The organism is Pseudomonas cerasi, assembly GCF_027983475.1.
GTDB classification, from domain to species: Bacteria; Pseudomonadota; Gammaproteobacteria; order Pseudomonadales; family Pseudomonadaceae; genus Aquipseudomonas; species Aquipseudomonas cerasi.
Genome location: NZ_JAQJVM010000003.1, coordinates 1,243,082 through 1,256,034 on the forward strand (window position 1 = coordinate 1,243,082; position 12,953 = coordinate 1,256,034).

Sequence of the window (12,953 nt, forward strand, 5' to 3'; positions counted from 1 at the left end):
TCAGATCGATCAGAAATGGGTGAAGGTCAGGCCGACCTTGTAAGTCGGGCCGTACTCTTCGTACTGGCCGTTGTAGGCACGATGGCCGCTGTAGACGAAGTACGGCTGATCGGTAAGGTTCTGCGCCTCGAAGCTGACCTTGAGGTTCTTCGTCAGTGAATAGCGCGCGCTGAAATCAACGAAGGTCTGCGCGTCCACATACTGGTCATGGTCCTTGTCGCCGATCGCCGCCAGCTCGTAGAGGTAGGCCGACTTGTAGTTGGCGGACAGACGCAGACTGAGCTTGTCGTTCTCCCAGCCGAGCATGACGTTACCGACGGTTTTCGACTGGCTGGGCAGGTCGATATCGCGTTTGCGATTGCTGCCGGTGCTCTGGTCGAAACCGTTGATGCTGGCATCCGAGCGGCTCAACGTGGCATTGGCGCCCAGCAGCAGACCGTTCCATGGCGCAGGCAACCAGTCGAGCTTCTGCGAGTAGGCCAGTTCCAGGCCATACAGCTTGGCCTTGTCGCCATTGGCAAAGGTGTTGGCCTCGGAGAAGTTCGCCCACTGCCCGGTGCCGGCCAGGTCGGTGTTGTAGACGAAATTCTGGATGTCCTTGTAGAACACGAACGCCGACACCGTGCCTGCGCGGCCCATGAAGTGTTCGATGCCCAGGTCCAGGTTGCTTGACTCCAGCGGCTTGAGATTCGGGTTACCGAAAGACGCTTCGTCATCGTCGATCACAAAACCCGGTGCCAGTTGTCCGAACGTGGGACGTACCACGGTTTTGGTCCATGCAGCGCGCAGTTGGGTACTCTTGTCGATCTGATAACGGGCATGCAGGCCCGGCAGCCAGTGATGATAGCGACGGCTGGTGGTACTGGACTCGAACGCGCCATCACGCACACCAGTGCCCTTGGCGTCCATTTCCGTGCCTTCGTAGCGCAGGCCGGCGATGAAGCGCCACTTGTCGACATCCAGGGTATTCATGAAATAACCGGCGTTGATGTCTTCGTTGATCTTGAAGTCATTGGCGCGGCTTTCGGCCTCGTCGTAGGCGTCAGCAGCGTTGAGGCCACCGATCAGCCCCTTGATCGCACCGGGGCTGATGCCGCTGCCGAAGTTGCCCAGCCGGTAGTCGATGTTGCCTTTCTGGAACTGCGTCAGGTTGAGTTGCTGGTCGCTGAAGCCCAGGTCATCGAAATCCTCGTATTTCCAGACTTCCAGGTCATTGCTCTTGTCGCGACGGCTGACCTTGCCACCAAACTTGAACTGCGAGGCATAGCCCTTGAAATCGTAATCACGGGCCAGGTCAAGACGCAGGTTTTTCTCGGTGTCCTTGGTGTACTGCTTTTCCCAGTCGACCTTGTCCAGGGTGAAGTTCGAGTTGTCGTAGAACGAGGAGCCGACAATCGGCCGCGGCTTGTCGCGGTCGTAGAAACCGGTGTCGGCAAAGTCATCGTTGCCGACGAACGTGGCGCCTGCGATATGGCCAGGGCTGTCCTCGCTGGATTCGCTGTAACCGGCCTGGCCGCTGAGGGTCCACAGGCCGACCATGCGCTCGCCACCGAACACGTAGGACTGGATTTCCTGGGTTTCAGTACGCGCCTTGAGCTTGCGCGTGCCTTCGGCATCGCCCGTCTGCCCTGCGCTTTGCGCATCGGCAAACTCGAAACCGTTGGTGGTGCGGACTTCGTCGTCCTTGAAGCGGCTGTACAGGGTGCGCAGGTAATACTTGCTGACGTCATCGGGCCGGTAATCGAAGTTCAGGCCGCCACCGGCGCGCTCGCGACTGATGTCGTAGTCGCGCTGTTCGAATGATTGCAGCCGCGCGCCATCCCAGTCACCGCCGGTTTCGACGTTGTCGGAGCCGAAGTCACGCTTCTGCCAGCTCAGCGCTGCTGCCACGCCGAAGTTGTCGATGCCGTCGCCGAGGCTGAAACGATTGCTCGCCGCGCCGGAAAACTTGGGACTGGTCTGACGGGTGTTCTTGTCGTAGCTGGCCTCGCTGCTGCCGGTGTAGAACAGGCCCTTGTGGTCGAAGGCCGAGAGGCTCTCGACATCGATGGTGCCACCCAGCGAATTGGCGTCCATGTCCGGGGTCAGGGTCTTGATCACTGACAGGGACTGCACCAGTTCGGCGGGCAGGACATCCAGCGCCACGGCGCGTCGATCACTTTCCGGGGCAGGCACCATGGTGCCGTTGATGGTCACGCTGTTCAGGTCGGGGGCCAGGCCACGAACGGTGACAAAGCGCCCCTCGCCCTGATCGCGCTCGACGCTGACGCCCGGCAGGCGCTGCACCGCTTCGGCGACGTTCTGGTCCGGTAACTGCGCAACACCGTCGGCATGCACCACGCTCTTGATGCTGTCGGAGCTGCGTTGCTCCTTGAGCGCGTTGTCGATGCTCGCGGCCTGGCCGACCACTTGCACGTGCTCGGTGGTATCGGCTTCGGCGGCCTGCAAACGTTCGCTGCCGATGGCAAACGCCAGCGCGCTGAGTGTGAAACCGACCAGTTGGGCCCTGCTGCGACGCCTGTGCATGTAAGTCCTCCCCCATAAACCCGACAGACCAGGCAAATGGCCCGGCAACTGGAGGCGCAAGCTAGAGTCGTGCAGTGACGGTTCTGTGACAGGTAACGGGCCCAGGGGCTGAAAACAGCGGGTTTGAGGGGAATCGGGCAGGTAAATGAGCTGATTTGACTTTCAGGCGGGGCTGAAGCTGTAGGCCGTACTGATGCTCGGTGTGTCTGGCGCATTGTATGTACCGACTCTACTGTCGGTTCCCGACAGATCGCGAGCAAGCTCGCTCCCACGGCCGCTGGCCAGAATCAAACGCCGACAGGCAGGCAACTCTGATACGACACAACCTCATGCGTTACCCGCAACCGCTGCCAACGCAGCAATGACACTGACGACGCAGAGTGCGACGTAAGTGACGGCTGAGTCCTGGCGCTGATCAGAGGTGGCTTACACGTCAGATGCGAAGCAAAAACCTGTAACACACGTGAGCTGATTCGACCTTTCGCGGTCCGCGTTACCCGTCACCGAAGTGTCATGTGCATCTGTTCTGCTGGCCGATAATCAGCACCTCGGGAGCCGTCTGTTCATGTTCAGGATCATCCAACCTCATCGCTGGAAACTCGCCGTGCTGATGGTCGCCTCCAATCTCGGCCTGCTGGCGTTTCTGGCATTCGGCACGCTCAAACATGTCAGCGAATGGCAGTGGCTGGACATCGTCGGTGAAGGTGGCTCAGCCCTGCTGTCGCTGGTCTGGCTGTTTCTGGTGTTCAAGAGCAGACCGGCCGGCCGGGTGACCAATTACCTGTCGATCGGCCTGAGTTGCGTGTTCTTCTCGTGGTGGATCGACGCGCTCGACGAATTCATCCGCCTGCCCGCTGCGATCGAATGGGATCACTGGCTGGAATCCGGCCCGATGCCGGTCGGCCTGATTCTGTTGACCCTGGGCATCTACCACTGGCATCGCGAACAACTGGCAATCAGCGCACAAATGGAAAAACGCGAGCGCGGCTTCCGGGAGCACCGGTTGTACGACAAACTCACCCCGCTGGGCAGCGCCGACTACCTGAAGCGCCAACTGGTGGTCAGCCTGGAACAGAGTGTCTGCCAACAGCAGCCGCTGTCGCTGCTGGCGCTGGACGTGGATGGTTTCAGCGCGATCAACAATGCCTTCGGGCATGCCGAAGGCGATGAGGTGCTGTCGGCGCTCAGCCACTTGCTGGTGCTCAATCTGCGCCGTCAGGACCTGCTCTGCCGTCTGGCTGGCGACCGTTTCGTGGTGTTGTTGCCCAACACCGGAGAAAGCCAGGCAAAGCTGCTGGCGCTTGAGTTGCAGCAGGCGGTCGCCAGTCTGGCGCACAAGACCCGCCAACAGGGCGAACGCATTCACCTGTCGGCCAGCGTGGCGGTCGTCATGGCACTCAATGAAACGCCGGACAACCTGCTGCGCCGCCTCAATCTGTCGCTGGCTCGCGCCCGACGCCCTCTGACCTGCACTGCCTGAGCGCCTGCCATGACGCTTAAAAGTGACTGGTATGAAATCGACAGCCGCTTCATCCCCGGCCACTACCAGCCGGCAACGCTGATTGATCTGGCCTTGTCGCGCGGCATTGACAGCCATCGCCTGCTCAAAGGCACCGGGCTGTTTTACGAGGACATCGTTGCGGGCAAGACGCGCCTGAGCCCGCAACAGTTTTTCGTCCTGATCGGTAACGCGCAACGTCAGATGGAAGCCGACGACACCAGCTTCCTGTTCGGCCAGCGGCTGTTTCCCGGCCACTACGGCGCGGCCAGTCACGCGCTGCGTCATGCGCAAAACCTGCATCAGGCGCTGGAGATACTGATCCGCCAACAGGCGCTGCTCAGCCCGCTGCTGATACCGCGTCTGGAGCTGGACGAACAGTTCGCCTATCTCTACTGGCTGGACAGTTGTGGTGCAGGTGAACAGCAACGCTTCCTGCTCGAAGCCGGCATGACCGCACTGGTGGCGATGAGTCAGTCGCTGAGCGGCGAGCGTTTGCCGTGGGAATGCAGTTTCTGTCACGAAGAGCCACGCTACATCGAGCAGTACTGGGTTCATCTGGGCGAAAACACGGCATTTGGCCGCCCGCTGAACATGATGCGCCTGCCCAGGCATTACCTTACCCATGCCTGGCCTGGCGCATCGCCCATTGCCGTGCAGGTCGCGCAGCAGGAAGCCGACGGGCAACTCGCCGCGCTGGGCATGTCGTTCAGCCTACTGGACCGCTTGCACCAGCACCTGCGTGAACATGTGCGACAGGCCACCAGCCTGGAACAGGTCGCTCACGCTTTCGCCATGAGCCCGGCCACGCTGAAGCGCAAGTTGCACAAGCACGGCACGCACTTTCAGGCGCAGCACGACCTGGCGCGCAAGCACGTCGCGTTGTACCTGTATCAGATCAAGGGGATGAGCAACGAAGCTGTGGCGGACTACCTGAACTTCAACGACCCGGCCAATTTCCGCCGCTCATTCAAACGCTGGACCGGCAGCACACCGACCCTGATCCAGCGCCTGTTCAACTTCGAATGAGTCCGCCTCAGCGCTGCGCGCACAGCTTGTAACCCAGGCCATGGGCCGTGTGCAGCAACGGCGTGTCGTGCCCGCCATCCAGTACCCGCCTGAGCACATGGATGTTGCTGCGCAAACTGCTGCTGTTCGGGGCATCACGGCCCCAAAGCGCCTCTTCCAGCTCGGCCCGCTTGACGATATGCGGGCTTTTGCGCATCAGCAGTTCCAATAGCTTCATGTTGGTCGGGTTGAGCTTCAAAGGCACGCCTTTGCGGGTGACCTCCAGGGTGTCGAGATCGAACTGCAGGTCGGCAACCACCATCATCCGGTTGTCCTGGCGCTGCCGTCGGCTAACGATCGCTTCTACCCTGGCGAGCACTTCGGACATTGCAAACGGCTTGGTGATGTAGTCGTCGGCCCCCACCTTGAAACCGGTGAGCCGATCATCCAGTTCATCGCGCGCGCTGAGCATCACAATCGCGACTTCCGACTTCGAATACTGGCGCAGGCTGTGGCAGATCTGGTTGCCGTCGATGCCGGGCAGCATGATGTCGAGAATGATCGCATCGAAGCGTTTCGACGCGGCCAGATGCAGCCCGCTCAGGCCGTCCAGCGCCCCTTCTACCGCATGCCCCCTGAGCTCGAAGAATTCCAGCAGGTTATCGTGGATATCACGATGGTCTTCAATAACCAGAATGTTCATTGCCGCGCCTTGTTGTTGTTCTACCCGGCCGACCGGGAACCTGTCGCCAGTGCGTCTGCAGGTCGAGTGACGAATGCATCAGGTTTGTTGACGGCCAACGCCTGGCGAATCGGCTGTTGCAACCTCGATCGGCCATAGAAGCACAAGGCAACCAGCAACGTGCTCAGCCACACCACAATACCTGCCCAGAAGGTGTGCGACATGAAGTGCCAGCCTTGCAGCACCCGCGTGGTGCCGTAAATCATCCCGAGCAGCAGAATGGTCGCCAGCAGAGTATTCGAATGCCGCCAGCAATAGCGACGAGCCACGAAGTATAGGGCCAGCAGACTGAACGCGCTTGACGCGTGACCGCCCGGCCAGCATCGCCCGGCGCCGGCCTCGTGCAGCAGGTTGAAGTTCCTGAACCACTCGATGTGCGCCTGACTGCCACCGTACAAGGTAGTCTCGACAGGACAGTAAACGCTGGTATGGCTTTTCAGGTAATGGATCATAGCGGTGCTCAGCGCAAAGGCAACGATGACGAAAAAGAAGTCCAGCCGGTGCCTGCGTGCAAAGCGCAGGAAGGTGCCCAACCGAGAGCCCGTCAGCCGCCTCGCGAGGCGCGAATCATCATATTTTTCCAGCAACGGCCAGACAAAGGACAGCATCGCACCAATGATCGCCAGCTCTCCGGTCCAGTTCGGAAGGATCCGCGCCCATCTGTGCGTGATGTTCTCGAACAGATGGCTCTGGCCGATGGGAAACACCCCGGCCGTCGAATCGAAAAACAGGTCACTCAGTTGCCGGTCGATCGTGGTCAGGTCGAAGGTGACGAAGACCAGTAACGCGAAAAACACCGGTACACCCAGGTTGATGCCGTAGAACCGCAGCCTGGCGCTGGAAGATGTCGTCAATTGAATTGCTCGCTGTTGAGGTTTGCCCATTGCCCGGCATTCAGGGAGCCGAGGATTTTCGGCGGATGGCTGCCGTCTATTTTTACGAAAAACGCTTGGGCGTACTCACTGGAGCGCTCGCCGCCAGGTACGCCGACCTTGCGCTCGAACTGATCGATGCAGCCACTGTGGGTCACCAGCACCATGTTCTCGCCGCTGACCTTGTGGGCCTGCACCGCTTTCATGAAGCCGCTGTCACAGTCGTTGATCCAGTCCTGGCCAGCCACCGCGTGCCCGGCCAACAGTTGCGCAGTCTGTTGCGTGCGGGTCTTGGGGCTGGCGATAATGCGCGCGTGGTCCATACCCATTTTCTGCAACCCGGCGCCCACCGCCAGAGCGGCGTCGCGGCCGTTGGAGGTAATGCCGTCGGCGTCGCTCATGCACGGGTTGCTCGAGCGGTCACAGCGTTCGGCGTGGCGAATCATCACCACCACATTGCCTTGCCGCCAGTGCTCGCGAAGGCCGGAAACGCTCAGGTTGCTGCCGACCCCCAGGTCCACCACATGCACGCCTGAGAACGCCGAGTAGAACCATGCACAGATAGCCGTCAGCACGACGGCAACGGACATCGATACGATGTGCCGATGCAATTTGTAGCGCTGACTGGTGCCCGAACGGGGAAGTACATTCTTGTTGATTATCGTGTCGGTCAAGGGACCACTCCTGCCATGAACCTATGTGTGGCGTTGACCCAGGGAGTGCCCGAGGTCTGTGCCGCTCCCGTGCAGGCAAGATAGGTTCAGCATCGTCCCGATGCGGTGAAGAAGATGTGAAAAACGTGTTGTGGCCCAGCGCCATGTTTTTCACGCGAACGCTCTGGAATGGGCCTTTGCGGTTTTACGGACGTGAACATGAAGATAATTTAAGCGTTTTTCCCGAAAGTTCAGTGCCCATCGGGACGGTTTTGGACCCACAGACCGTGTGCTGCAGCAGCTGTGCGCAAAGGATTAGCCACTAAAACGCTTATCGTTTACCATGCCGCGCGTCGGTTTCCGAGAGGAACTAACAGGGAATTCGCACGCCTTTCTCACCAGGCGAAAAACGAAACTGCCCCCGCAACTGTAGGCACCGAGCCTGCTCCATGACTGCCACTGGATCGTGATCCGGGAAGGCCGGAGCCTGGCGATGACGTGTCAGTCAGGAGACCTGCCGACCCGCTTCAATCCACTAACCGGCGGGGTGTCCGGGAAGGACATCCGCACGCGTCGGCATTTCCTGTCGTGCCCGGTGATCATCCGGGGATGTGTTTCCTGATGTGCATTGCGCCCTGGCACCTGCTCCAACGGAGACCGCATTTCATGTCGCTGCCCCGCCTCGCCGCATTCGCTGCCAGCCTGACGCTGTCCACCCTGGCCCTCGCCGCCCCCACTCAGTACCCGCTGACCCTTGAAAACTGTGGCGCGACCCTGACCTTCCAGCATGCGCCGACCAAGGCTGTCACCATTGGCCAGGCCGGCACCGAAATGCTTTACGAACTGGGCCTGGGCGACAGACTGGTCGGCACTTCCCTGTGGTTCAACAATGTATTGCCACGCTTCAAGGCGCAGAACGACAAGGTCGAGCGCCTGGCCGACAACGAGCCCAGTTTCGAGGCAGTGATTGGCAAGCGACCGGAACTGGTGGCCGTGCAACTGGAGTGGATGGTCGGCAAACAGGGCGTGGTCGGCACCCGCGAGCAGTTCCATGACCTGAAGATACCCACCTACATCCTGCCGTCCGACTGCGAAGGCAAGGACAATCTGGTCGGTGCCGATGGCACACGCCTGGAGCCGTTCCGCATCGACACCATCTACAAGAGCATCGAGCAACTGGCGCAGATTTTCGATGTGCGGGATCGCGGCGACGCGCTGGTTGCCGACCTCAAGGCCCGCCTGAGCGCAGCGATCGCCAACGTCCGGCAGAACAAGGCCAATGACGTCTCGGCGCTGTTCTGGTTCTCCAGCTCCGACCTCGCCAGCGACCCTTTCGTGGCCGGCCGCAAAGGCATTCCGGACTTCATGCTCAACAGCCTGGGCATGCGCAATATCGTTCAGTCCGACGAGGAATGGCCGACTGTGGGCTGGGAAACCATCGCCAAAGCCAACCCGAGCATTCTGGTCATCGCGCGCATGGATCGCCGCCGCTTCCCGGCCGACGATTACCTGAAAAAAATCGAATTCCTCAAGACCGACCCGGTGACCCGCAACATGGACGCGGTCAAGCATGACCGGATCGTGATCATCGACGCCGAGGGCATGCAGGCGGGCCTGCGCCTGTTCACCGGGTTCGAGGAACTGGCTGACGCCGCCAACCGTTTCAACGCTGCCAAATGAGATTGCCGATAGCGTTGGTTCATGTGCTCTGGGTCTCGGCAGTGCTGGTGCTGGCGATCATGATCGGAGCCGCGATCGGCGAAACCTCGATCAGCCTGAACGTGGTTTTCCAGGTGCTGGCCAACAAACTCTGGGGCGCTGGCTATGTACTCGACCCTATAGACGAAGGCATCGTCTGGAACTACCGGCTGACCCGCGCCATTGTCGCGGCGGCCTGCGGGGCCGGGCTGGCGATCTGTGGTGTGGTGTTGCAATCGTTATTGCGCAACCCGCTGGCAGACCCGTATCTGCTGGGGATTTCCGCAGGGGCTTCGACCGGCGCGGTACTGGTCGCCATTCTGGGCTTTGGTGCAGGTGCGATCTCAATGTCGGCAGGCGCCTTTGTCGGGGCCGTGGCGGCGTTTTCGCTGGTCGCCCTGCTGGCGCATTCCTCACGCGGCACTACGGCAGCCGGGCAGATCATTCTGGCCGGGATCGCCGGGTCGCAACTGTTCAATGCCCTGACCTCGTTTCTGATCACCAAATCGGCAAGCTCCGAGCAGGCACGCGGCATCATGTTCTGGCTGCTGGGTAACCTCAGCGGTGTGCGCTGGCACTCGGTCTGGCTGGCTGTGCCGACAGTACTGGCAGGCCTGCTGGTGTGCCTCTGGCACCGGCGAGCGCTGGACGCGTTCACCTTCGGCAGCGACTCGGCGGCATCACTGGGGATCGCGGTACGGCGCGTGCAGATCATCCTGATCGCCAGCGCTGCGCTGGTCACCGCGGTGATGGTCTCGATTGTCGGCTCCATCGGCTTCGTCGGGCTGGTGATCCCGCACGCGGTGCGGATGCTGGTCGGTGTCCGGCACGCCCGGCTGGTGCCGTTGAGCGCCTTGAGCGGCGCACTGTTTCTGATCGCTGCCGATATCCTTTCGCGCACCCTGATCAAGGGGCAGGCGCTGCCGATCGGGGTGATTACCGCACTGATCGGCGCACCGGTCTTCGCTTTGATTCTTATCCGGGGCAACAGCACGCGATGAATGCCTTACCTCATCCGCTCAGTGCACCGGTACTCGGTTGTTCCGGTCTGGGTTATTCGGTACGTGGCGCAGCGCTGCTGCGCGATGTCGACCTGAGCATTGCCGCAGGTGAAACCCTGGCCGTGGTCGGTCCCAACGGCTCGGGCAAATCCACCCTGCTCAAGCTACTGGCCGGTATTCAGAAGCCGGTCAGCGGCTCGGTCAGCCTGGGCGGGCGAGCACTTGAGGCCTTGAGCCGCAGGGACGTGGCGCGCCTGCTGGCGGTGGTCGAGCAGCAGGCTGAAACCAGCGACGCCGTGACCGTGCTGGATGCCGTCGAACTGGGCCGCACGCCCTGGCTGTCGGCACTCGAGCCGTGGAGCTCCGAGGACGATGCAATCGTTCGCCAGGCGCTGCAGGATGTGGACATGCTGCACCTGAAAAAACGCGCCTGGCACACCTTGTCCGGTGGCGAGCGGCAACGTGTTCACATCGCCAGGGCGCTGGCGCAACGGCCGCAGATCCTTCTGCTGGACGAACCGACCAATCATCTGGACATCCAGCATCAACTGACCATCCTCGGCCTGGTCAGGGCCCTGCCGGTGACCACCGTAATTGCCCTGCACGATCTGAATCAGGCGCTGGACTGCGACCGTGTGGCGGTCATGGAAAAGGGTCGGCTGGTCGCGCTGGGTGCGCCGCTCGAGGTACTGACTCCGGAACGCTTGCTGAGCACCTTCGGCGTGGTGGCGCACTGGCTGACAGACCCCAGTGACGGGGCGAAGATTCTGCGCCTGCGCTCGCGCTGAACCACGCCGATGGTCAGTCCGGCACCTGCTGCCATCTGCAACAGGTGCACCGCGCGGTCTGTGGCACTACAATGCGCGCTTTGCCCGCAGCCGGATCCCGTTGCCATGTCGTTACCCAAGCACCACCTGGAATTGCTCAGCCCTGCACGGGATGTGACCATCGCCCGTGAAGCCATCCTGCATGGTGCCGATGCGGTGTATATCGGCGGGCCGAGCTTTGGTGCGCGGCACAACGCCTGTAACGAGGTCAGCGACATTGCCGAGCTGGTCAAATTCGCGCACCGCTACCACGCGCGGATCTTTACCACCATCAACACCATCCTCCATGACGACGAGCTGGAGCCCGCGCGCAAGCTGATTCACCAGCTCTACGACGCCGGCGTGGATGCGTTGATCGTGCAGGACCTCGGGGTGATGGAGATGGACATTCCGCCCATCGAGCTGCACGCCAGCACGCAAACCGATATTCGCACCCTGAGCCGGGCGAAGTTTCTCGATCAGGCCGGTTTCTCGCAGCTGGTGCTGGCCCGGGAACTGAATCTGCAGGAAATCCGCGCAATCGCCGATGAAACCGATGCGGCCATCGAATTCTTCATCCACGGCGCCCTGTGCGTGGCGTTCTCCGGGCAGTGCAATATTTCCCACGCGCAAAACGGCCGCAGCGCCAACCGTGGCGACTGCTCGCAGGCCTGCCGCCTGCCGTACACCCTCAAGGATGATCAGGGTCGCGTTGTGGCCTTCGAAAAGCATCTGTTGTCGATGAAAGACAACAATCAGAGCGCCAACCTGCGTGCTTTGGTGGACGCCGGCGTGCGCTCGTTCAAGATCGAAGGGCGCTACAAGGATGCGGGCTACGTGAAAAACATCACGGCCTATTATCGCCAGCGTCTGGACGAGATTCTCGAAGACCGCACGGACCTCGCACCCGCTTCCAGCGGCCGTACCGCGCACTTTTTCGTGCCGGACCCGGAAAAGACCTTTCATCGCGGCAGCACCGATTATTTCGTCAGCGACCGCAAGATCGACATCGGCGCGTTCGACACGCCGACCTTCACCGGTCTGGCGGTGGGCACCGTTGAAAAGCTCGGCAAGCGCGACCTGATCGCCGTGACCCACGAGCCGCTGTCCAACGGCGACGGCCTCAATGTGCAGATCAAGCGTGAAGTGGTGGGCTTCCGTGCCAACATCGCCGAGCTCAAGGGCGAGTTCGAAGAGGACGGCCAGAAGCGCTGGCGCTATCGCGTAGAGCCCAACGAGATGCCCGCAGCGCTGTCGCGCGTACGCCCCAATCATCCGCTGAACCGCAACCTGGACCACAACTGGCAACAGGCGCTGCTCAAGACCTCGGCCGAACGTCGTATCGGCGTTCAGTGGCAGGTTACGCTGCGCGAAGATCACTTGAGCCTGGAAGCCACCAGCGAAGAAGGCGTGAGCGTCACGGTCGGTCTCGATGGACCGTTTGGCGCGGCCAACAAGCCCGAACAGGCGCTGGATCAGTTGCGTGACCTGCTCACTCAACTGGGCACCACGATCTATCATGCCCAGGACGTCAGGCTTGACGCGCCACAGGCGTTCTTCGTACCCAACTCGCAGCTCAAGACCCTGCGCCGCGACGCCATCGAGGCACTGACCGGAGCGCGAATCAAGGCTCATCCGCGCGGTGGCCGCAAGGCGGAGACGACCCCGCCACCGGTGTACCCGGAGTCGCATCTGTCTTTTCTGGCCAACGTCTACAACCAGAAGGCTCGCGACTTCTATCATCGCCACGGCGTACAGCTGATCGACGCGGCCTACGAGGCCCACGAAGAGACCGGCGAAGTGCCCGTGATGATCACCAAGCATTGCCTGCGCTTCTCGTTCAACCTGTGCCCGAAACAGGCCAAAGGTGTGACGGGCGTGCGCACCAAGGTCGCGCCGATGCAACTGGTGCACGGTGATGAAGTGTTGACCCTCAAGTTCGATTGCAAGCCTTGCGAAATGCACGTGATCGGCAAGATGAAAGGTCACATTCTCGACTTGCCGCTCCCCGGCAGCGCGGCGGCCAAATCGGTGGTCGGCCATATCACACCGGAAGACCTGCTCAAGACTGCGCGTCAGCGTTCTCCGCACTGATCGGTACAAGGGGGTTGGCGCCCTGCCAGCCCCTTTCGTCTTCTGACAAAGCCCT

At 61.2% G+C, this 12,953-nt stretch carries 10 protein-coding genes and 1 riboswitch; of the genes, 6 read left to right on the top strand and 4 right to left on the bottom strand.

The genetic code is table 11. The features are described 5' to 3' along the window. Positions 1 to 9: 9 nt before the first annotated feature. On the bottom strand, positions 10 to 2,526 hold the full coding sequence (locus tag PI739_RS21030) for a TonB-dependent receptor (RefSeq protein WP_003435893.1): 2,517 nt from the start codon (positions 2,524 to 2,526) through the stop codon (positions 10 to 12). A 565-nt stretch (positions 2,527 to 3,091) separates the two neighbouring features. Here PI739_RS21030 and PI739_RS21035 point away from each other — a divergent pair. Both PI739_RS21035 and PI739_RS21040 read left to right on the top strand, forming a co-directional pair. Then, positions 3,092 to 4,006, top strand: coding sequence for a GGDEF domain-containing protein (locus PI739_RS21035; protein WP_003411459.1), 915 nt, complete (start codon positions 3,092 to 3,094; stop codon positions 4,004 to 4,006). Positions 4,007 to 4,015: 9 nt separating this feature from the next. Then, on the top strand, positions 4,016 to 5,053 hold the full coding sequence (locus PI739_RS21040; RefSeq protein WP_003371972.1) for an AraC family transcriptional regulator: 1,038 nt from the start codon (positions 4,016 to 4,018) through the stop codon (positions 5,051 to 5,053). A gap of 7 nt (positions 5,054 to 5,060) precedes the next feature. Here the strand turns inward: PI739_RS21040 and PI739_RS21045 are convergent, their stop codons facing one another. Genes PI739_RS21045 through pmrG form a run of 3 tightly spaced genes read right to left on the bottom strand, consistent with a single transcriptional unit; the run spans position 5,061 to position 7,320 of the window. Continuing rightward, positions 5,061 to 5,735 carry a response regulator transcription factor gene (locus PI739_RS21045; protein WP_003435895.1) on the bottom strand — a complete coding sequence of 225 codons (675 nt, stop codon included), beginning with the start codon at positions 5,733 to 5,735 and terminating at the stop codon, positions 5,061 to 5,063. Positions 5,736 to 5,755: 20 nt separating this feature from the next. Then, complete coding sequence (locus PI739_RS21050) at positions 5,756 to 6,658, bottom strand: phosphatase PAP2 family protein (RefSeq protein WP_044308774.1); 903 nt, start codon at positions 6,656 to 6,658, stop codon at positions 5,756 to 5,758. Then, positions 6,625 to 7,320, bottom strand: coding sequence for a lipopolysaccharide core heptose(II)-phosphate phosphatase PmrG (pmrG, locus tag PI739_RS21055; RefSeq protein ID WP_054081058.1), 696 nt, complete (start codon positions 7,318 to 7,320; stop codon positions 6,625 to 6,627). Before pmrG ends, PI739_RS21050 begins: the two co-directional genes overlap by 34 nt. 316 nt (positions 7,321 to 7,636) lie before the next feature. Beyond that, positions 7,637 to 7,835: riboswitch (cobalamin riboswitch) on the top strand. Positions 7,836 to 7,965: 130 nt separating this feature from the next. Here pmrG and PI739_RS21060 point away from each other — a divergent pair. The 4 genes from PI739_RS21060 (at position 7,966) to PI739_RS21075 (ending at position 12,898) form a co-directional block, all read left to right on the top strand. Next, on the top strand, positions 7,966 to 8,979 hold the full coding sequence (locus PI739_RS21060) for an ABC transporter substrate-binding protein (protein ID WP_054081059.1): 1,014 nt from the start codon (positions 7,966 to 7,968) through the stop codon (positions 8,977 to 8,979). Further along, entirely contained in the window at positions 8,976 to 9,998 is a 1,023-nt protein-coding gene (locus PI739_RS21065) for a FecCD family ABC transporter permease (RefSeq protein ID WP_032609862.1), read from the top strand. Before PI739_RS21060 ends, PI739_RS21065 begins: the two co-directional genes overlap by 4 nt. Next, positions 9,995 to 10,786: an ABC transporter ATP-binding protein gene (locus PI739_RS21070; RefSeq protein WP_054081060.1), complete on the top strand. Its 792-nt coding sequence runs from the start codon at positions 9,995 to 9,997 to the stop codon at positions 10,784 to 10,786. Before PI739_RS21065 ends, PI739_RS21070 begins: the two co-directional genes overlap by 4 nt. Positions 10,787 to 10,891: 105 nt before the next feature. After that, complete coding sequence (locus tag PI739_RS21075) at positions 10,892 to 12,898, top strand: peptidase U32 family protein (RefSeq protein ID WP_060707932.1); 2,007 nt, start codon at positions 10,892 to 10,894, stop codon at positions 12,896 to 12,898. Positions 12,899 to 12,953 lie beyond the last annotated feature (55 nt).

Bases quoted from the DNA above. Each gene is read 5' to 3' on its own strand.
- PI739_RS21075 (WP_060707932.1), top strand. From the start codon at position 10,892: ATGTCGTTACCCAAGCACCACCTGGAATTGCTCAGCCCTGCACGGGAT.
- PI739_RS21030 (WP_003435893.1), bottom strand. From the start codon at position 2,526: ATGCACAGGCGTCGCAGCAGGGCCCAACTGGTCGGTTTCACACTCAGC.
- PI739_RS21040 (WP_003371972.1), top strand. From the start codon at position 4,016: ATGACGCTTAAAAGTGACTGGTATGAAATCGACAGCCGCTTCATCCCC.
- PI739_RS21050 (WP_044308774.1), bottom strand. From the start codon at position 6,658: ATGGGCAAACCTCAACAGCGAGCAATTCAATTGACGACATCTTCCAGC.
- PI739_RS21070 (WP_054081060.1), top strand. From the start codon at position 9,995: ATGAATGCCTTACCTCATCCGCTCAGTGCACCGGTACTCGGTTGTTCC.
- PI739_RS21045 (WP_003435895.1), bottom strand. From the start codon at position 5,735: ATGAACATTCTGGTTATTGAAGACCATCGTGATATCCACGATAACCTG.
- PI739_RS21035 (WP_003411459.1), top strand. From the start codon at position 3,092: ATGTTCAGGATCATCCAACCTCATCGCTGGAAACTCGCCGTGCTGATG.
- PI739_RS21060 (WP_054081059.1), top strand. From the start codon at position 7,966: ATGTCGCTGCCCCGCCTCGCCGCATTCGCTGCCAGCCTGACGCTGTCC.
- PI739_RS21065 (WP_032609862.1), top strand. From the start codon at position 8,976: ATGAGATTGCCGATAGCGTTGGTTCATGTGCTCTGGGTCTCGGCAGTG.